This window comes from Sulfitobacter sp. SK011 (assembly GCF_003352065.1).
Classification (GTDB): domain Bacteria; phylum Pseudomonadota; class Alphaproteobacteria; order Rhodobacterales; family Rhodobacteraceae; genus Sulfitobacter.
Genome location: NZ_CP025803.1, coordinates 3,142,706 through 3,162,521, shown reverse-complemented (window position 1 = coordinate 3,162,521; position 19,816 = coordinate 3,142,706). Strand labels below are relative to the sequence as shown.

The window sequence follows — 19,816 nt, the reverse complement described above, 5'->3', positions numbered from 1 at the left end:
GTCCAGCCAAGCTGGATCAGGGAGGAAGACAATGCTTAGGAAGAAGACCAACGGGTACACACGCCGCTCCGGCCGTTCGCCGATTGTCGTGAACAAGGGTGCAAGCGGGATCGACAGACGCGGATTTCTGCGGGGATCGGGGCTGGCGATTGGCGGATTGGCGGCGATTGCGGCCACAGGTGGTTCTGTCACGCAAGCGACGGCGCAGACCGCAGCGACCCGAGCCGTTGAGACGATCAAGTCTGTCTGCACCCACTGTTCCGTCGGGTGTACGGTCATTGCCGAAGTCGACAACGGTGTGTGGACAGGTCAGGAGCCCGGCTGGGACAGCCCCTTCAACCTTGGTGCCCATTGCGCAAAAGGCGCGGCGGTGCGTGAGCACGCGCACGGCGAACGCCGGTTGAAGTACCCGATGAAGAAAGAAAACGGCGAGTGGGTCCGCATCAGCTGGGAAGACGCGATCAACGAGATCGGCGACGGCATGATGAAAATCCGCGAAGAAAGCGGACCGGATTCAGTGTACTGGCTCGGCTCTGCCAAGCACAGCAACGAACAGGCCTATCTGTTCCGCAAGTTTGCGGCCTATTGGGGCACCAATAACGTTGATCACCAGGCCCGGATTTGCCACTCGACCACTGTGGCCGGTGTTGCGAACACATGGGGCTACGGTGCCATGACCAACAGCTACAACGACATCCATAACTCCAAGGCGATTTTTCTGATCGGCGGCAACCCGGCCGAGGCGCATCCGGTGTCCTTGCTGCACATGTTGAAAGCCAAGGAACAGAACAACGCGCCTTTGATTGTGTGTGACCCACGTTTCACGCGGACCGCGGCGCACGCTGACGAATATGTCCGCTTCCGGCCCGGCACTGACGTGGCCCTCGTCTGGGGCATTCTGTGGCACATCTTTGAAAATTCATGGGAAGACAAGGAATTCATCCGCACCCGCGTTTGGGGCATGGATGAGATCAAAACAGAAGTGGCCAAGTGGACACCGGAAGAAGTCGAGCGGGTCACAGGGACCCCCGGCACACAGTTGGAGCGTGTGGCCCGGACCTTGGCCAACAACCGTCCCGGCACCGTGATCTGGTGTATGGGTGGCACGCAGCACACCAACGGCAACAACAACACCCGCGCGTACTGCATCTTGCAACTGGCGCTGGGGAACATGGGGACCGCCGGTGGTGGCACCAACATCTTCCGTGGTCACGACAACGTGCAGGGCGCAACTGACCTTGGCGTTCTCGCAGACACGCTGCCGGGCTATTATGGTCTGTCAGCGGGATCATGGGCACACTGGGCACGCGTGTGGGAAGAGGACCTGGATTGGCTCAAAGGCCGGTTTTCGCCGGAAACTGTCGGCGAAACGGCGATGATGAACCTGACGGGCATCCCGGTGAGCCGTTGGATTGATGGCGTGCTGGAGGACAAGGAAAATCTTGATCAGCCTGACAACACCCGCGCCATGGTCCTGTGGGGCCACGCACCGAACTCGCAAACCCGCCAGAAAGAGATGAAGACGGCGATGGAGAAGCTCGACATGCTTGTCGTGGTTGATCCCTATCCGACGGTCTCAGCTGTGCTGCAGGATCGCAGCGACGGTGTTTATCTGTTGCCAGCTTGTACACAGTTTGAAACGCGCGGTTCCGTCACAGCGTCCAATCGGTCGCTTCAATGGCGTGACAAAGTTGTCGAACCGCTGTTTGAATCGCTGCCGGATCATACGATCCTGGCGATGTTTTCCGAAAAGTTCGGCTTTCACGACAAGATTTTCCGCAACATCGCGATTGATGAAGGCGGGGAACCAAATGTCGAGGATATCACCCGCGAATTCAACCGGGGTATGTGGACCATCGGCTATACGGGTCAAAGCCCTGAGCGGATGAAAATGCACATGGCCAACCAGCACACCTTTGACCGCACCAGCTTGCGGGCGGTCGGTGGACCGGCTGACGGTGATTTTTACGGGATGCCCTGGCCTTGTTGGGGCACGGCCGAAATGAACCACCCCGGTACGGCAAACCTTTACGATATGTCGATGCCAGTGGCAGAAGGCGGGCTGACCTTCCGCGCCCGGTTTGGTGTGGAACGCGATGGCGATAACCTTCTGGCCGAAGGTGTCTTTACCCCCGGTTCAGAGATCGAGGATGGCTACCCTGAATTCACCGTTCAGATGCTCCGTGATCTTGGATGGGAGGGCGACCTCACAGATGGCGAAAAATCGGCGATCAACGCGGTTGCCGGGTATCCAGAGGGCGCGCCGCTGACCACCGAGGCCGCTGACGATGGCGGTACCGGTGACACCAAAGCCGAAGAAGTGGGTGAAACCTCGCAAACAGGCGAGATTGAATCCGATTTCGCAAAGGCGACTGGCGGCGTAAACTGGAAAACCGACCTGTCAGGCGGTATCCAGCGCGTGGCGATTGCGCGCGGATGTGCACCGTTTGGTAACGCCAAGGCGCGGGCGGTTGTCTGGACCTTCCCCGACCCTGTCCCGATCCACCGCGAACCGCTTTATTCCAACCGGCGTGATCTGGTGGCTGAATATCCAACCTACGAGGACAAGAAGTTCTGGCGCGTCCCGACAATGTACGCGTCCATTCAGCAAAACGACTTCTCAGCCGACTATCCCATTATCCTGACCTCAGGTCGTCTGGTCGAATACGAGGGTGGCGGTGACGAAAGCCGCTCCAACCCATGGCTGGCCGAATTGCAGCAGGACATGTTCGTTGAGATCAACACCCGTGATGCCAATAACCTTGGCGTCCGCGACGGTGCTCAGGTCTGGGTCGAAGGCCCCGAAGGCGGCAAGGTCAAGGTGATGGCAATGGTGACGGAACGGGTGGGCGAAGGCGTGGCATTCATGCCGTTCCACTTTGGCGGTCATTTGGAAGGCGTTGATCTGAGGGACAAATACCCCGAAGGGGCCGATCCATTCGTGCTTGGTGAATCCTCCAACACGGCACAGACATATGGCTATGATAGCGTAACCCAGATGCAAGAGACCAAAGCGACTCTTTGCAAAATCTGGACAGCATAAGGGAGATTGAGAAATGGGAGCTAGAGCAAAATTTCTCGTAGACGCTGAACGCTGCATCGAATGCAACGCCTGTGTCACTGCGTGTAAGAACGAGCATGAGGTGCCGTGGGGCATCAACCGCCGGAAAGTTGTCACGATCAATGACGGCAAACCCGGCGAGCGATCAATCTCGGTTGCGTGTATGCATTGTTCGGATGCGCCATGTATGGCCGTCTGTCCGACGGATTGCTTTTACCAGACCGCCGATGGCGTCGTCCTGCATTCCAAAGACCTGTGCATCGGGTGTGGGTATTGCTTTTACGCATGCCCCTTCGGCGCACCGCAATACCCGCAGGCGGGCAACTTTGGCTCACGCGGCAAGATGGACAAATGCACTTTCTGCGCCGGTGGCCCGGAGGAAAACAATTCCACTGCCGAGTTCTCCAAATACGGCCGCAACCGGATTGCAGAGGGCAAACTGCCCATCTGTGCCGAGATGTGTGCAACCAAGGCTCTGCTTGCAGGCGACGGCGATGTCGTATCCGGCATCTACCGCGAACGGGTTGTGGCGCGTGGTTTTGGATCCGGCGCATGGGGCTGGGGTACAGCTTACGATCAAAAAGGCGGGTAATGGCCCCTTTTGAGATTGCTAAAAGGGGCGGCCTAATCTGGGCCGCCCCTCTTTGATCTATGATGAGGAAGTTGCTGATGCTGCGTCTTTTAGGCTTGCTTGCCCTTATGTTGACCCTCGCTGTACCTGCTTCGGCGCAAGAGGCACCAGATGATCCGCGCGCCTCAACTGGGGGTGCGCAGACGCTTGAGGACATCCTGCGCAGGCAGGAAGGCATCGTGATAGATGACAGTTTTCGCAGTGTCTTGACGGGCAATCCTGATGCCGCTGCCAGTATCAACGATCAACTTGGCACCCTTGGTGGGGCATCCGATCCTGACCTTTGGCGGGCGCTGCGGTATGGGTCAGCCGATATTACCACGCAAACCCGCGGTCCAGCCGTAACCACACTGATGCAGGACGGTGGTATGTGGTGGCTCAAGTTCCGCGAGGGACCGCTTTTGTCTTTTGGAGTCTACCTTTTGGGTGGCACACTTGTGTTGCTGGTGCTGTTTTACCTGATCCGCGGTCGCATTCGCATTGACGGCGAAAAAACCGGGCGCACGATCACGCGCTTCAAGGCGTTTGAACGGTTCGGCCATTGGCTTTTGGCGTCTTCCTTTCTGGTACTTGGCGTCACCGGGCTCATCTCGCTCTTTGGCCGAAAGGTCCTGATCCCGGCGTTTGGTCACGAGACGTTTGCGTTTCTGGCGGTTGGCAGCAAATGGGTTCACAACAACATCTCTTGGGCGTTTATGGTGGCACTGGTCATCATTTTTGTCGTCTGGGTCGTTCATAACATTCCCGATCGCACCGACCTGCATTGGCTTGCCAAAGCAGGCGGCCTTTTCGGAGGGGAGCATCCGCCAGCCAAGAAGTTTAACGCAGGTCAAAAACTGATCTTCTGGGCGGTGATCATCTTGGGGGGGTCGATATCACTGTCCGGCTTGTCCCTGCTGTTCCCGTTCGAAATGAACCTGTTCGGTCATACATTCTCTACGCTCAACAGCTGGGGCATACCCGGCTGGTTTGGTGCCGCAGACATGCCATACCCGCTGCAGCCTCAGGAAGAGATGCAATACGCGCAGCTTTGGCATGCGCTTGTCAGTTTGATCCTCACGGCGATCATTTTTGCGCATATCTACCTTGGCTCTGTCGGGATGGAAGGTGCGTTTGACGCGATGGGCAAAGGCGAGGTTGAAGAGCAATGGGCGCGCGAGCATCACAGCATCTGGGCAGATGAGGTCCTGACCACGACCGACCAGCCCAAGAAGGGGACCGCGACATGAAAGCGTTTCTTTTGGCCCTCGTGGCACTGGTCGTGATTTCGGTTGGTGCAAATCAAGCACTGACGCGCATCGGTTTTTCCAGTGCTGAGGCGGGGTCTTCGGCCACGAACGTGCGGATCGCCGAGTAGCGCAACGATCAGTCCCGATGAAATCAGCAGGGCCGCAAGGTCTGGATGAACCGCCGAAACCCTGAAACCTTGCTGCCTGCGATCAGAGGCTGTTCCATTGGGCGCGCTGACAGACTAAACTTGATGTCGAGGCAGAAATTAGGAGAAACCGATGCGCAAAGCCATCTTTGTCGGGCTGTCAGTATTGGCGCTGGGAACCATCTTTCGAGCTGATCCCGCGGCGGCCGCGTCGCTTGGATACTACGAGGTTCATGGCGTCGAGGATGACGACATGCTGAAAATGCGGGCAGGTCCGGGCATTGGATACAAGGTGATTTTGGGTCTTCCCAATGGCACCGTCTTGAGGGTTCAGGACTGCCAGCAGACAGGAGGCACCCGCTGGTGCAGGGTGACTTTGAAGCAGGCGCGTGGCCTCAAGGGACATGTATCTTGGGCCTACCTTCGCAAAAAGTGATCTTGCCCTGATCGACTTCACTGAAATTCTCGTGCTCGACCTAGCTGCCCGTTTTTTGGCGGAGCATATAGTCTCGACGGAGTCATCGCCCTTGTGTTAATAAACGGGTGGATGTTAGCTCGCTAGAAAAACGTTGCGGCATTACGGGTAGAGGTCGAAGCAGTGACAAACGCCAACCAGCAGGAAAACGCATGCTCTTTTGCGTTCTGTGCCAGTACTGGCAGGACAGCGACGATGTTTGTCGCCAAGACACTGAATGCGCTTCCTGAGGTGACGGCGTTTCATGAGGGGCATTTGCTTGATGGCACGCCCACACAGCGGCTTCCGCTCATCAATCTTCAAAACCGCAAAGCATGGAATGATGCAGCCTATGCAGAAAAAACTGTCGATGAGCTGAGATCGAAGGAAGTGTTGGAGCAAGCTGCAGGGGGTGCGTCGCTTTTGGTTGATGTCGCGTTCAACAACGCGCCGTTTTTGGTACCACTTGCAAACCGCCATCCCACATCGGGTTTTGTTGCGATTTTCAGGCAGTGCGAGGGGTTTGTAAGATCAGCTACCATCGTTTCGGGTGAAGACACCCAACCTGCCGGCTGGCCCGATCGCGACAAGCCGCTGACAGACAGAGAAAAATTCATATCACTTGGCAGACTGAAACCAAACAAAGACAGTGCGTACTTCGACGCTTGGACCGATTGGTCCGCCATTCAGCGCAACATCTGGCTCTGGACAACTGTGAATACACATCTTGCCAATTTCGTCAAAAATGGTGCTTTGCGCCGCAAGGTGCTTTTTGAGGATCTGATCGAAGAACCAGACCGGTTTTGGGTGCCGCTGCTTCAAACGTTGGATGTCAGTACTGAGGCCAATCGGAAAAAATGTATGGAGCTGTCGACCAAAAAGACAAATCAACGGGCATCTTATCAGATCGGTCCCGTTTCTGAATGGAGCCCTGCCGAACGGGCACTTTACGAAGAACTTGCACGCCCTCTGGAGGATACAATTTATGGCTGATGATGTGCGCGACAAAGTAATTCTGATTGTTCAGGACACACTGCGAGCCGAGAGTGGTCGGGATGATCTGCTTGTGGCACCTGAGGATTCAATGGACACGGTGCCGGAGTGGGACTCGCTGAATTTCATGAGAGTGTTTTTGTCGATAAACGAAGCCTTTGAGATCACCCCCGATTTTGATGATGCGATTCATTATACATCTGTTGCAAAACTTACTGACTTCCTGAGAGAGCAGGTCACCTAGTGTCCGATAGCCGCACACTTTTGTTGCAACGGATGCAGGCGGTCGTTCAAGATCGCGCTGACGCTGTTGCGGTCTGCGAAGCGGCCGGGAATGTAACCTATCAGCAATTCAGCCGTATGGTCGGTGGGTATCGTGGCATGCTGAACGCCGCAGATCGCGATGGACGGTCGGCCATAGGGTTATTGCTGGATCGGTCTTCGCAAGCCTACGCAGCAATGTGGGCCGCCATTGGTGAGGGACGTCCCTATGTGCCGCTCAATCAGACCTATCCAACCAGCCGGTTAAAGCCAATCGTCAGCTCTGCGGACGTGGAATTTGTGATCTGCCAAGCGAATACCGTCGATCTGGCAGCCGAACTGGGGTTTGATGCCGAGCATATTCTTTTGCTGGACCTCGACGCTGATGGTGCCCTTACCGGTCCTCAGATTTGGTCTGCAGGTAACAGCGGCGGTTCAATCGCCTACGTTTTGTATACTTCGGGTTCAACGGGAAAACCAAAGGGCGTTCCAATTTCATATGAAAACCTGTTGGCGTTTGTTGACAACATGATGGCGACGATCCCTTACCCGCCCGACAGCATATGTTCGCAGGTCTGCGAGCTTTCATTTGATTTCAGTGTGCATGAAATCTATCTGGCACTGCTGAGCGGGGCCATACTTTGCCCGGCACGCCAGATTGACCTGTTCAATCCGGCGCAATTTATCGCAAAGAACGCGATCTCTGTCTGGATTTCAGTTCCGTCGCTGGCGCGTGTCATTTTGACAAACAGAGCCTTCGAGCAAAGTTCCCTCGATAGCATCCGGTTATCAATATTCAACGGCGAGCCTTTGACCGCGCAGATTGCACGGGACTGGCAGTCGGCCATTCCAGAGACCGTTGTCTGGAACACTTATGGCCCTACTGAATGCACTGTGGCCGCCACTGCGCAGCTTTGGACAGATCGCGATGATCTTTGTGAGATCGGTGTCGTTTCCATCGGTTCACCCCTGCCTGGCTGCCAGGTCGCGGTTGCAGATGGAGACGAGGTCTTGCCGTTGGTTGTGGACACTGCGGAACGTATTGGTGAGCTGTTGCTCAAGACTGCACAGTGTTTTGATGGCTATGCAGATCCTGCGATTGCAAGGCCGTTTCTGAGTGATGGAAGCGCATCTGAATATTACAGAACCGGTGATAAAGTGTTGTGGCGCGACAATCGGCTTTTTCACCTTGGGCGTCTGGATCATCAGGTAAAAATCGGTGGGCATCGCATTGAACTGATGGAAGTGGAGTGGCATCTGCGCCGACTGCTCGGGGTCGAGACTTTGGCGGTCGTCACTTTTCCCAAGCAGCACCCCACAGAACTGGTGCTTTTTGTTGAAGGCATCGATGAGATACCGCGTCTGGATGCCGCAGAGCTGAGCCTGCCGACGTATATGATGCCAAAACGATCTGTCAAACTCGATGCTCTTCCCGTGACACCACACGGAAAACTCGACCGCATCGCGCTTCAGTCCATGTTGGAAACTGCTTAGTGCGTTTTCTGTTCAGCAAATCAACGGCTGTTCTGGTTTGCCTTTTGGCTTTGTTGGCGTCGCTTATCGTCATTGACCAGACGCGAGGCGGTCCCGCGACGATTTTGTCGCGGTGCAATCTGATGCTGGCGCGCGTGAACGCCCCCGCCGCAGATGTTCTGATTGTCGGCAGCAGCAGATCCGGTGTGGCGCTGGATCCGTTGACACTTCAAAGCATTTTACAGGGCGAAATTACCGGAAATCCAACTGTCGAACGAATGGCCATGGGCAATATCACCCTGCGGTCCTCCCACGCCTTGCTCAATACCTACCTAGATCGGCGAGGCGCGCCAGAAATCGTTCTACTCGAAGCCTCGTTTATGACACCGCGTACCGTGACACGCCTTGCCCCGGCCGCCAAAGGACAGGCGTCAGAGCATTACCTTTTCGGGCGCGACGTAAACCTGATGACTTTTGGGCAATTGTTGACACAACCCGCAGTTGCCATGCCATATACGGAAGCCGAAAATCTGGCCACGGTTTGGCGGTTGCGGTTGCGCGGCACCATCCTCAGAGCCGGGGCGCTTGTCTACCAATTTGCAAAAGCGCCCTTTGAGGACTGGTCGTTCAGCCGCTGTGGCTATGATGAGATCACGCGCGAAGCGACATGGCCAAAGGATTTTTCTTTTACCTATGGTGATTTCAAGCCAGAAGCCGGGCTACCTGAGCTTATCGCTGCGTTGAGGACCGAACTCGCGGCCTTGTCTAAAGATCGAACGCTCAAGGACTGGCAGGGAAATCTGCCTACCGATCAGGATTATCCCTACGACATTGACCAGACTTACAGAGAGGGAGAGATGGTTTACCTCACGGGCATGGCCCGGATGGCTGCCCAAAGGGGCGCGCAGGTCATTGTGCTTCCTATGCCGCTTTATGGGTATACCATTGATCCCGATGACATGGTCGCGTTGAAAAATGCATTGCCCGACAGCGCCAGGATATTTGATCTTTATGCGCAGATTGGCATGGAATTCAACGACTTCTGGTATGACGATGCCCATCTTGAAAAGCATCCGACGGCCCTGCTGACAACGGCCCTTATGGCGGAGCATGTCGTTGATATTCTGGGCCCGGGCGCGCGCTGATGATTGACCCGGTCTCATATGTCGTGCTCATTCTGGTTGTCCTGGGTCTGTCTCACGCAACGCTGGTGTTTCGCTTTAGTCCGGGCAACCGCATGTTTTGGTGTATCGCGCCCGGTATGTTACTGCTTTTTGTAACGCATCCGGCTGCTCTGGCTTTGGCTTTCGCGGCCATTGCTTTTAACATCGCGGTATATGGCACAAGCCGGATACTGGGGAACGACCGCGTCAATGCACGGCTCCCCTATCTGATCCTTCTGCTGCTGTTTGTTCCTGACATTCTCGACCTGTTATGGGACGCGCCCATTCTGTGGCTGGGAAGTGCCTTTTTTATTATCCGGCAAATGATGACGACGACGCAGGCGATCAAGAAAAAGGCAGGCCCGCGCGACTACTTTCCCGCACTTGCAATCGCCAGTTTCTTTTTTGCCGCACTTCCGTCGGGCCCGGTTTTCAATGGACTTGATGTGCTTAAGGCGCTCAGGGAACGCCGCCGCCCAAACTACAAAGACGGGCTTTACCGGATATTCGAGGGGTTTGTCTTTCTTTTTGCAGTAGCTGGATTTCTCGGCATGGCGGTTCAATATGCACACTTTCGGGAGAACATGTTTTTTGAGCAAAACAGCCTCATCGCCTATGGCACCTTTCACTTTCTCTTTTTACCGCTAAGCAGTTTCGGATTTCTGTTTGCCACCTTCTATGGCTATTCGCGCATGGCTGAAGGAACTGCACTTGTTCTTGGGTTCTCGGTTCCGCAGAACTTTAACAAGCCCCATCTGGCCAGCGACGTCGGCGATTACTGGAAAAGGTGGCACCGGTCGATGGCCGATTTCGTCATACAATACATCTATCTGCCCCTCGTCGTCACCTCGGCCAGTTCAAAGCTGGCATTGATTTGCGCGTTTGTGTTCATGGGCTTGTGGCACAATCTGTCAGTGAACTTTCTAATCTGGGGTCTTGGGCACGGGCTTGCTTTGGCATATGTTCTGCCTTGGGCCAAAAAGAAAAAAGTGAACCCTTTGATGATCCGTGTCCTTTCCTTGGCTTACGTGGTCTTCCTGTCTGCCATTGCGCATGGAGTTTGGTTTACATGATGGAACCCGGACGCATCCTTTATATAGCCGCATGTGTCGCGATCCTGGTTCTGTGGATTGCCTACGGGAGTTTCGAGGCGGCGGAAGCCCCCTATGTTGGATTTTAGCAGCATAGTGCGCCAACGAAACCTATCCTGCTGAAAGAGCACTGATCACGTTTCGCTGCGCGACCCGGCTATGGCTTCAACGCCGTTTGCCCCGGATTTCAGGTTTCTTGTTGCCACGCGCCCCGGATGTGGTGGCGGTGTTGTCGCGGTTTTCGTCATGAAGTTTGCGCCAACGCTCAAGGCGTGCAGGGTCAATCGTGCCATCGGCAGCGGCTGCCTGAATCGCGCAACCCGGTTCATGCAAGTGGGTGCAATCGCGAAAGCGGCACTGGGACGCACGTTCAGCGATCTCGGCAAACAGAACGTCCAGACCCGTCGAGACATCGCTCAGATGAAGGGTACGCATGCCGGGGCTATCAATCGCCCAGCCACCGGCTTGGATGGCGTGCAGTGACCGCGACGTGGTTGTGTGTCGTCCTTTTGCGTCATCCTCGCGAATGCCACCTGTTGTCTGTGCTTCTTCGGGCGGCTTGGCCGCAAGTGTGTTGAGCAACGTGGATTTTCCCACCCCGGAAGACCCGACAAGGGCGACCGTCTGTCCATGCCCGCACCATTGCGCCAGCACCGCAGCGGCGTCTTGTGATTTCGCGTTCAACGTCACAACGGCCAGCCCGCGTTGCAGGGCGGCTGCCTGTTTTGTGTATGTCGCCGCGTTTGCCACTTGATCTGCTTTGGTCAGGACGATCACTGGTTTTGTTCCGGCTTCATTTGCAAATGCCAGATATCGCTCTAACCGAGCTGCATTGAAGTCGTCGTTGCACGAGGTCACAATGAAAAGGGTATCGACATTCGCTGCGATCAACTGCGGGGTGCGCGACCCCACAGTCTGGCGTTGCAGCAAGGATTGCCGTTCCAGTCGCCGGACAAGCATATGGTCTGCCATCTCGGCCAGCACCCAGTCCCCCACGGAGAAATCTGCGGTATTTGTTTGGGCGGGAAGACGCAACTTGACCGGGCCGTTTTCGGACACAGCTGTCATTCGGGTCCGATGGACAGTTGCAATGCGCAAGTGGGCCAGTGCCGTCTCATCTGGTTCAAGTTGGTCGGCAAAGAAATGTGACCAGCCAAGGGATGCCAGCAATTTGGAAGCGTGAGGTCTTTCATTGTGCATGACACTCCACATGGCCGCACTGCGTGAATGGTGCAAGTTTTTCATGCGCATTCCATCAAAACGACATTTCATACAAAGGCCGAAATCAATCGCGACTTTGCGCTTGCTCAAAGAACTTAAATTGGCCGGTTGCTAGATGCATGAGCATGAAGAACGTCAGTTCCTTTCTGCTCACCCTGCTAATGGCTTTCGGCCTTGCTTTTCATGTCCCAACTGGGGTGGCGACTGCTGGACGCAAGGGAGGAGCGGCTTCCACGGAAATTAACGCCACCGGTGTTTCAAAGACAGCGCCTGCCGATGATCTGATCGCACCAAACCAGAATCCCCGTGACTTTCTGATCAGTTGCCCCGGACACCTCCCTCGCAAGGGTGGCCGCGCATGAAGCATTTCCGTTTCCTGTTTACCGTGCTGGCCTTTTTGGTAACTGTGATGCTTTGCGCGCAACCAGTTGTTGCGGCTGAATCGGTCCTCTCAAAATTGGTGTCTGACGTTCAGGCCGGTGAATTGGTCGACGGGGCCGATGCCTTTGGTCCCTTCCATGCTGACGTCCCGGCAGTGCAGATTCTCAAGGGTGGGGACCGCATCGGCTGGGCATTTGTTACATCTGATTTTGTCTCAACCACCGGCTATTCGGGAAAGCCGATCCATACGATGGTTGCCGTGGATGATGAAGCAAAGGTCATCGGGGTGCAGCTGGTCAAACATTCTGAGCCGATTGTTCTCATTGGCATTTCAGAATCGAAGATGAAGGCGCTGGTCGCAAATTACCGTGGCCTCGACCTTGTTGCCGAGGCTCAATCAGGCGGCACTGCTCACCAGCTTGATATTATTTCAGGCGCGACGGTGACGGTCATGGTGATCGACGATTCCATCATTCGGGCGGGTCTCAAGGTTGCCCGAGAGCTTGGGTTGGGCGGGCTGGCTGTTGAGGAAACGGGGACTGAGCCAAAATTTGAAATCGACCCGGACGCCCAGGCCGCATCAAGCTGGATGGCGCTGGAAGGGGACGGCACCCTACGCCGGCTGTCGCTTGATGTCGGGCAGGTCAATGCCGCCTTTGCGGGCATGAAAGATCAGCGCGCAGGCAAACGTGCCCTCAAAGAAGCGCCTGAGACAACTTTTATTGAGATGCAAGTCGCGCTTGTTTCTCATCCGACAATCGGTCGGGCGCTGTTGGGGGAAGCTGTTGCCGGCAATCTGGACGACTGGCTGGAAGAGGGCGACCATGCCATCGCAATCGTTGGGCGCGGGCTCTATTCCTTCAAGGGGTCGGGGTATGTGCGGGGCGGCATTTTCGACCGGATTGTGCTGATCCAGCATGACGTTTCCGTGCGGTTCCGGGACCGGATGCACAAACGCATCAACACAATCGCCGCCGAAGGGGCACCTGTCTATCACGAGGCGGACCTGTTCAAGATCCCCGCAGACAGCGGTTTTGATCCGACACAGCCTTTCCGCATTCAGCTTCTTGTTCAACGCGAGGTGGGGGCGATTGAAAAAGTCTTTACGACTTTTGATCTGGGTTATCAACTTCCGGACAAATACTTGCGGTCTGTGGCACCCCCACCAGCCGCCGAGGTGCCTGCAGAGGTGGTCCAGGTCACATCGCTCACAGAATCGGATGCACATCAGGCGCTGTGGAAGCGGATTTGGCAAAGCAAACAGGTCGAGATTGTCGTGCTTTGCATCATGTTGAGCGTGCTGACTGGCGTGTTCTTTTTTCAGACTTACGCAACCCGTAACGAACGCGGGTTTCTCTGGTTCCGCATCGCATTCCTGACGGTGACGCTGGTCTATCTGGGCTGGTATGCGAACGCGCAACTGTCTGTGGTCAACCTGATGGCGCTGTTTGGCTCGCTGGTCTCTGGATTTAGCTGGCAGGCGTTTCTGCTTGACCCAATGACGTTCATTTTATGGTTTGCGGTGGCGGCAGCGCTGTTGTTTTGGGGCCGGGGTGCCTATTGTGGCTGGCTTTGCCCGTTCGGTGCCTTGCAAGAGCTGCTAAATCGCGTCGCGCGCGCCTTGCACATTCCGCAATGGACGCTGCCATGGGGGCTTCATGAACGCCTCTGGCCGCTGAAATACATGATCTTTCTTGGTCTGTTTGGTGTTTCTCTTGCCAGCATCGAACAGGCCGAACGTCTGGCCGAGGTTGAACCGTTCAAGACGGCGATCATCCTGAACTTTGTGCGGGCATGGCCGTTCGTGGCCTATGTCGCGGCCCTGCTGATTGCCGGTTTGTTTGTCGAGCGGTTCTTTTGCCGTTATCTCTGCCCGCTGGGTGCCGCACTCGCCATTCCGGCGCGGTTGCGGATGTTCGACTGGCTTAAGCGCTATCATGAGTGCGGGAACCCGTGCCAGACCTGCGCCAACCAATGCCCTGTCCAAGCGATCCATCCGACGGGCGAGATTAATCCAAACGAGTGTGTGAACTGCCTGCATTGTCAGGTGCTTTACCAATCGAAAACGATCTGTCCCGTCGTCATCAAAAAAGTGAAGCGCCGCGAAAAGGTCGGTGCAGCACCGGACGTCGTGCGCCCCAATCTGGGGCATCCAAACCAACCCAATTCACAACCCACCAACTGAAAGGACGAGCTATGTCTGATGATAAGAAAATGCCAATCACACGGCGCGGTCTGCTAGGGGCCACGGCCGGGGGTACCGCGCTTGCAGGTGCATTCGGCACACGAGCCATTCTTGCGGGCGGTGCCATTGGTGCCGCGACACTGGGCACTGCCACCAGCGCGCGCGCCGCGGCTGACGTCGGTCCGGGCCAGCTTGACGAATACTATGGCTTTTGGTCCTCGGGCCAGTGCGGCGAGATGCGCATTCTGGGCATCCCGTCGATGCGTGAACTGATGCGGGTCCCGGTGTTCAACATCTGTTCTGCAACCGGGTGGGGCATCAGCAATGAATCCAAGAAGATCCTGACCGAGGGTCTGACCGAAAAGACCAAAAAGTATCTGGCCTCGAATGGTCATGAGTTCCCGCCAAATGGTGATCTGCACCACCCCCATATGTCTTTCACCGAAGGCACCTATGACGGGCGCTATCTGTTCATGAATGACAAGGCCAACACCCGCGTGGCCCGCGTGCGCTGTGATGTGATGAAATGTGACAAGATCATCGAGATCCCGAACGCCAAAGCCATCCACGGGCTGCGTCCGCAAAAATGGCCGCGCACCAACTATGTCTTCTGTAACGGTGAAGATGAAACACCAATGGTCAACGATGGCTCGGTTTTGGACGAGCCGGAAAAGTACGTGAACTTTTATACCGCCGTGAACGCCGACGAAATGACGGTGGCATGGCAAGTCATGGTTTCGGGCAACCTTGATAACACCGATTGCGACTATGAGGGCAAATACGCGTTCTCAACTTCGTATAATTCGGAAATGGGGATGACCCTTGCCGACATGACAGAAGCCGACATGGATCATGTCGTGGTATTCAACATTGCCGAGATTGAAAAAGGCATTGAGGCCGGTGACTTTATTGAGCTGAACGGCGTCAAAGTGTTGGACGGGCGCAAAGGGCTGGACAACAAATACACCCGCTACATTCCTATCCCGAACAACCCGCATGGCTGTAACATGGCACCAGACAAGATCCACCTGTGCATCGGGGGCAAGCTGTCGCCGACGGTCTCAGTGATTGACGTGCGCAAGCTGGATGCGGTTTTCAACGATGGGGCTGAACCGCGCAGCGTCATCGTGGCAGAGCCGGAACTGGGTCTTGGACCGCTCCACACCTGCTTTGACGGCAAGGGCGGCGCTTACACCACCCTGTTCCTCGACAGCCAGGTTGTGAAGTGGAACATTGAGGATGCGATCAAGCTTTACAACGGCGAGGACGTTGACCCCATACGCACCAAAAAGGATGTGCATTACCAACCCGGTCACAATTCGACCGTGATGGGCGAGACGCTGGAAGCGACGGACAAGTACTATCTGACGATGAATAAGTTCTCGAAAGACCGCTTTCTCAATGTGGGTCCGCTCAAGCCGGAGAACGAACAGCTCTTTACCATTGATGGCGATGAGATGACGTTGATCCATGACGGCCCGACCTTTGCCGAGCCGCACGATTCAATCATCGTGGACCCGTCAAAACTGAGCCCGAGGTCGGTCTGGGATCGCAACGATCCGATTTGGGCTGATGCGCGGGCACAGGCCGAAGCGGACGGCATTGATCTGGATGACTATCAGGACACAGTGATCCGCGACGGCAACAAGGTGCGCGTCTACATGTCCAGTCAGGCACCGGCTTTCGCCATTGAAAGCTTTACCGTGCAGGAAGGCAACGAGGTGACAGTGATCGTCACCAACCTTGATGACATTGACGACCTGACCCATGGTTTCACCATGGGCAACCATGGTGTGGCGATGGAAATCGGGGCGCAGGCGACTTCGTCAGTGACCTTCGTTGCGGCACAGCCCGGGGTTTTCTGGTACTATTGTCAATGGTTCTGTCACGCGCTCCATATGGAGATGCGCGGCCGGATGTTTGTCGAACCAAAGCCGAGCTAAGCCATGCTGCGCTCCCTGACCTTACTGGTGTCACTGCTGATCGCTCTGCCCGTTTGGGCAGCAGAGGTTCGCGTGCTGCCGGGGGCGGGGACGCTTGCCAATGCCATCGCCGGGGCAGCGCCCGGCGATGTGCTGGTTCTGGATGCGGGCCAGTTTGCTGGCCCGGTCACGATTGACAGGCCGCTGACAATTACCGGACCCGAAGACGCCTTCATTGATGGCTTGGGGCGGGGGACGGTGATCACAATTGATGCCTCAGATGTGCGTATTGCGGAGCTGACAATAACCGGATCAGGGCTTGATAGCCAAAATCTGGACGCCGGGATCAAGATCTTGAAAAAGGCAGATCGCGCAGTGATTGAGGGCAATCGCCTGTTGGGCAATCTGCATGGCATAGATGTGCATGGCGGGCGGGACGCAGTGGTACGCAACAACACGATCGAAGGGACGCAGACGCCTCGCATGAACGACCGCGGCAACGGCATTTATGTATGGAATGCCCCCGGCACATTGATTGAAGGCAATACGATCCGCTGGGGTCGTGACGGGATATTCTCGAACACCTCCCGCAAGGGTATCTACCGCAACAACCTGTTCCGCGATCTGCGCTTTGCCGTGCATTACATGTACACGAACGATTCCGAAATCTCGGGAAATGTGTCGATTGGCAATCATCTGGGGTATGCGATCATGTTCTCAAACAAGGTTGTTATCAAAGACAACCTGAGCCTGTCCGACATCAGCCACGGGGTGATGTTGAACTATGCAAATAACGCGGATGTGTCGGGCAATCTGGTGCGCGGCGGCGCGGATCGCTGCACGTTCATCTACAACGCCCACAAGAATTTGATCTATGATAACCGGTTTGAAGGCTGCGCCATAGGCATTCATTTCACGGCTGGTTCAGAACGTAACATTCTGACGGGAAACGCTTTCGTTGGAAACCGGACGCAGGTCAAATACGTCGGTACCCGTGACATCGAATGGAGTTTTGAGGGCAGGGGCAACTATTGGTCTGATCATCCTGGGTTTGACCTTGGCGGTGACGGTATCGCAGACAGCGCCTTTCGTCCAAACGACCTGATGGATCATATCTTGTGGTCGCAACCGGCCGCTGCCTTGCTGACCGGTGCCCCGGCTGTGCAGCTCATTCGATGGGCGCAATCCAGTTTTCCCGCCACACTGCCCGGGGGGGTTGTGGACAGCGCACCCTTGATGGCCGCCCCCATGGTAACAGTCCCGCCCGAATACACCGCGATGGAGGCCGAGGCGGTCGCCCGACGGAAAGAAAGTGATTTAGATGACTTCGACATTGACGATCTCACATCTCACTAAGACATTTGGCAGGGTGACAGCCCTGTCTGACGTTTCGCTCTGCGTGGCACCGGGCGAACGTGTGGCATTGCTGGGCCATAACGGCGCCGGCAAATCCACGTTGATGAAGGTCATACTGGGCTTGATCGCACCGAATACCGGCGACATTTCAGTCTGCGGTGCGGTTCCGGGCAATCCCGGCGCGCGTTTGCAGGTGGCGTATCTGCCGGAAAACGCCGCCTTTCATTCCGCTTTGACCGGGCTGGAGCAGATTACGTACTACATGCGTCTGCGCAAGGTGGACCCCAAGGGGGCGATGGACCTGCTGGCGCGCGTCGGGCTTGGCTTTGCGGCCAAGCGCCGGATTGGAACCTATTCGAAAGGCATGCGGCAGCGGGTCGGTCTGGCTCAGGCCTTGATCGGGCGTCCGGCCCTGTTGGTTCTGGATGAGCCGACCAGCGGCCTTGATCCCGTCTCGCGGCGCGATTTCTATGATCTGCTGGATGATCTGGCCGCCGATGGTGCCGCGATCCTTTTGTCGAGCCATGCCTTGACCGAAGTTGAAGCGCGCACCGACCGATTGTGCATCTTGTCGGGCGGGAAAATGGTGGCTGAGGGGTCCTTGCAGGCATTGCGCCGGGAAGCGGCGCTGCCGATCTCCATGCAGATCACCGCGCTCAATGGATATGACACGGAAATCATGGCAGCCTTGCCGCATGCGATCCGCGTTGAAAATACGCTGCATCTGACGTGTGCACAAAGCGACAAGCTTGCCACTCTCGCTCGCATTTCGGCGATGCAGAACATGGTTGCGGACCTCGACGTCATCCCGCCGAGCCTGGAAGACATTTACGGACATTTTAGCCGGAGGGACGGACAATGATCGCCCGCATCCTTGCCACGGCCATCACCGAGGGTCACATCGCCCGTCGCAACCGTTGGGTGCTGATTGCGGTGCTGCTGATGGTGGTCTTTTCGCTGGTGTTGTCGGCAGCGGGGTCGGCCCCGACCGGCGCGCTTGGGGCGGACCGCCTGTCGGTCGTAGTGGCATCGCTGACGTCTTTGTCAGTCTATCTGGTGCCGCTGGTCGCGCTTTTGATGGCGTTTGATGCCATTGCCGGCGAGGTGGAGCGCGGCACATTACCCTTGTTGCTGACCTATCCTGTTGCCCGTTGGGAGGTTCTTGCAGGTAAGTTGCTGGCGCATACGGTCATTCTGATATTTGCCATCGTCGCAGGCTATGGCACGGCGGCAGCCGTCACCATAGCGGCTGATCCCGCGGCAGTCATAGGGCTGGGGTCCTTGTGGCGGTTGACATGGACATCCATATTGCTTGGAGCAACATTTCTGGGGATCGGGTATGCGCTTTCGGCCTTGGCGCGGCGCGCCTCGGCAGCAGCGGGTCTGGCAATCGGGCTGTGGCTGGGGTTGGTGGTGCTCTATGATCTGGGGTTGCTGGCGGCGGTTGTCGCCGATAGCGGCGGCACGTTTACGACCCATATTTTCCCTGCGGCCCTGCTCGCCAATCCTGCAGACGCCTTTCGGCTGTTCAACCTCACCGCATCGCAAGCCACATCCGCAGCTTCAGGCGTTGGGGGGGCCGCAACGGTCATTCCGCAATGGCAATCGCTCTGCTCTTTGTTGGTTTGGCCGCTGTTGGCGCTGGCCTTGGCCGCACTTGCCTTTAGAAAGTTCGAGCCATGAGACACCTTTTGTTGGCCACGGCCGTGCTGGTCCTGACTGCCTGCAAGCAAGATGGGGTGCACGACACGGCAGCTCTGCCTCTGACCGAAGAGACGGTTGGGCATTTTTGCCAGATGAACCTGCTTGAACATCATGGCCCAAAGGCACAGGCGCATTTGTCAGGATTGCCGGGCGCGCCGCTGTTTTTCAGTCAGGTCCGCGACGTCGTGGCCTATATGCGGATGCCTGAGCAAAGTCATGATATTCTGGCGGTCTGGGTCAATGACATGGGCGCACCTGATGCCACTTGGGAAGCGCCGGGTCCGACAAACTGGATCGCTGCTGAAGACGCGCTTTATGTTGTGGGTGGCCGTGCCAAGGGCGGCATGGGTGCGCCTGAAATCGTGCCTTTTTCAACACCTGAAAATGCCAATCGGTTTGCCAAAGCCAATGGCGGGCAAGTCATGCGCCTTGCCGACATACCGAACAGCGCCGTTCTGGCCCCCGTGGCCTTGGATGGCGACACGGATGATGCAGATTTTAGCAATCGCTTGCGCGCCTTGTCGCGCACCCCTGGGGAGTAAGAC

The 19,816-nt window shown here is 56.4% G+C and carries 17 protein-coding genes; 16 read left to right on the top strand and 1 reads right to left on the bottom strand.

Features of this window, described 5'->3' with window-relative positions:
- Positions 1–31 precede the first annotated feature (31 nt).
- The 10 genes from C1J02_RS15580 (at position 32) to C1J02_RS15535 (ending at position 10,484) form a co-directional block, all read left to right on the top strand.
- Positions 32–3,043, top strand: coding sequence for a formate dehydrogenase subunit alpha (locus C1J02_RS15580; RefSeq protein WP_114879404.1), 3,012 nt, complete (start codon positions 32–34; stop codon positions 3,041–3,043).
- 13 nt (positions 3,044–3,056) lie between these two features.
- Positions 3,057–3,653, top strand: a complete 597-nt coding sequence (gene fdh3B / locus C1J02_RS15575) for a formate dehydrogenase FDH3 subunit beta (RefSeq protein WP_114879403.1) — start codon at positions 3,057–3,059, stop codon at positions 3,651–3,653.
- Between the two features lie 77 nt (positions 3,654–3,730).
- On the top strand, positions 3,731–4,921 hold the full coding sequence (locus C1J02_RS15570) for a formate dehydrogenase subunit gamma (RefSeq protein ID WP_114880636.1): 1,191 nt from the start codon (positions 3,731–3,733) through the stop codon (positions 4,919–4,921).
- Positions 4,918–5,049 (top strand): hypothetical protein, encoded by a 132-nt coding sequence (locus C1J02_RS21260; protein ID WP_302622756.1) that lies wholly within the window; start codon positions 4,918–4,920, stop codon positions 5,047–5,049. The genes C1J02_RS15570 and C1J02_RS21260 overlap by 4 nt, the downstream gene beginning before the upstream one ends.
- 151 nt (positions 5,050–5,200) lie before the next feature.
- Entirely contained in the window at positions 5,201–5,503 is a 303-nt protein-coding gene (locus C1J02_RS15565) for an SH3 domain-containing protein (protein ID WP_114879402.1), read from the top strand.
- 234 nt (positions 5,504–5,737) lie between these two features.
- On the top strand, positions 5,738–6,514 hold the full coding sequence (locus C1J02_RS20945; protein ID WP_162798342.1) for a hypothetical protein: 777 nt from the start codon (positions 5,738–5,740) through the stop codon (positions 6,512–6,514).
- Positions 6,507–6,758 carry an acyl carrier protein gene (locus C1J02_RS20940; protein WP_162798341.1) on the top strand — a complete coding sequence of 84 codons (252 nt, stop codon included), beginning with the start codon at positions 6,507–6,509 and terminating at the stop codon, positions 6,756–6,758. The genes C1J02_RS20945 and C1J02_RS20940 overlap by 8 nt, the downstream gene beginning before the upstream one ends.
- The gene (locus tag C1J02_RS15545; protein WP_162798340.1) at positions 6,758–8,269 is read left to right on the top strand and encodes an AMP-binding protein; all 1,512 of its coding nucleotides are present in this window, start codon (positions 6,758–6,760) and stop codon (positions 8,267–8,269) included. The genes C1J02_RS20940 and C1J02_RS15545 overlap by 1 nt, the downstream gene beginning before the upstream one ends.
- Positions 8,269–9,393 (top strand): hypothetical protein, encoded by a 1,125-nt coding sequence (locus C1J02_RS15540; RefSeq protein ID WP_114879397.1) that lies wholly within the window; start codon positions 8,269–8,271, stop codon positions 9,391–9,393. Before C1J02_RS15545 ends, C1J02_RS15540 begins: the two co-directional genes overlap by 1 nt.
- Positions 9,393–10,484, top strand: coding sequence for an MBOAT family O-acyltransferase (locus tag C1J02_RS15535; protein WP_114879396.1), 1,092 nt, complete (start codon positions 9,393–9,395; stop codon positions 10,482–10,484). Before C1J02_RS15540 ends, C1J02_RS15535 begins: the two co-directional genes overlap by 1 nt.
- 183 nt (positions 10,485–10,667) lie before the next feature.
- Here C1J02_RS15535 and rsgA read toward each other — a convergent pair whose 3' ends face one another.
- The gene (rsgA, locus tag C1J02_RS15530; RefSeq protein ID WP_368073759.1) at positions 10,668–11,747 is read right to left on the bottom strand and encodes a ribosome small subunit-dependent GTPase A; all 1,080 of its coding nucleotides are present in this window, start codon (positions 11,745–11,747) and stop codon (positions 10,668–10,670) included.
- A 334-nt stretch (positions 11,748–12,081) separates the two neighbouring features.
- Here rsgA and C1J02_RS15520 point away from each other — a divergent pair, with 334 nt between their 5' ends.
- From C1J02_RS15520 to C1J02_RS15495, 6 genes are read left to right on the top strand one after another with little or no spacing between them, the layout of a single operon-like run.
- Complete coding sequence (locus C1J02_RS15520) at positions 12,082–14,289, top strand: NosR/NirI family protein (protein ID WP_114879394.1); 2,208 nt, start codon at positions 12,082–12,084, stop codon at positions 14,287–14,289.
- An 11-nt stretch (positions 14,290–14,300) separates the two neighbouring features.
- A complete protein-coding gene (gene nosZ, locus C1J02_RS15515) occupies positions 14,301–16,232 on the top strand; it encodes a TAT-dependent nitrous-oxide reductase (protein WP_114879393.1) in 1,932 nt (643 codons plus the stop codon).
- Positions 16,233–16,235: 3 nt separating this feature from the next.
- On the top strand, positions 16,236–17,567 hold the full coding sequence (locus C1J02_RS15510) for a nitrous oxide reductase family maturation protein NosD (protein ID WP_114879392.1): 1,332 nt from the start codon (positions 16,236–16,238) through the stop codon (positions 17,565–17,567).
- Positions 17,533–18,429, top strand: a complete 897-nt coding sequence (locus tag C1J02_RS15505) for an ABC transporter ATP-binding protein (RefSeq protein ID WP_114879391.1) — start codon at positions 17,533–17,535, stop codon at positions 18,427–18,429. Before C1J02_RS15510 ends, C1J02_RS15505 begins: the two co-directional genes overlap by 35 nt.
- Positions 18,426–19,250: an ABC transporter permease gene (locus tag C1J02_RS15500; protein ID WP_114879390.1), complete on the top strand. Its 825-nt coding sequence runs from the start codon at positions 18,426–18,428 to the stop codon at positions 19,248–19,250. Before C1J02_RS15505 ends, C1J02_RS15500 begins: the two co-directional genes overlap by 4 nt.
- The gene (locus tag C1J02_RS15495) at positions 19,247–19,813 is read left to right on the top strand and encodes a nitrous oxide reductase accessory protein NosL (RefSeq protein ID WP_114879389.1); all 567 of its coding nucleotides are present in this window, start codon (positions 19,247–19,249) and stop codon (positions 19,811–19,813) included. Before C1J02_RS15500 ends, C1J02_RS15495 begins: the two co-directional genes overlap by 4 nt.
- Positions 19,814–19,816: the final 3 nt, after the last annotated feature.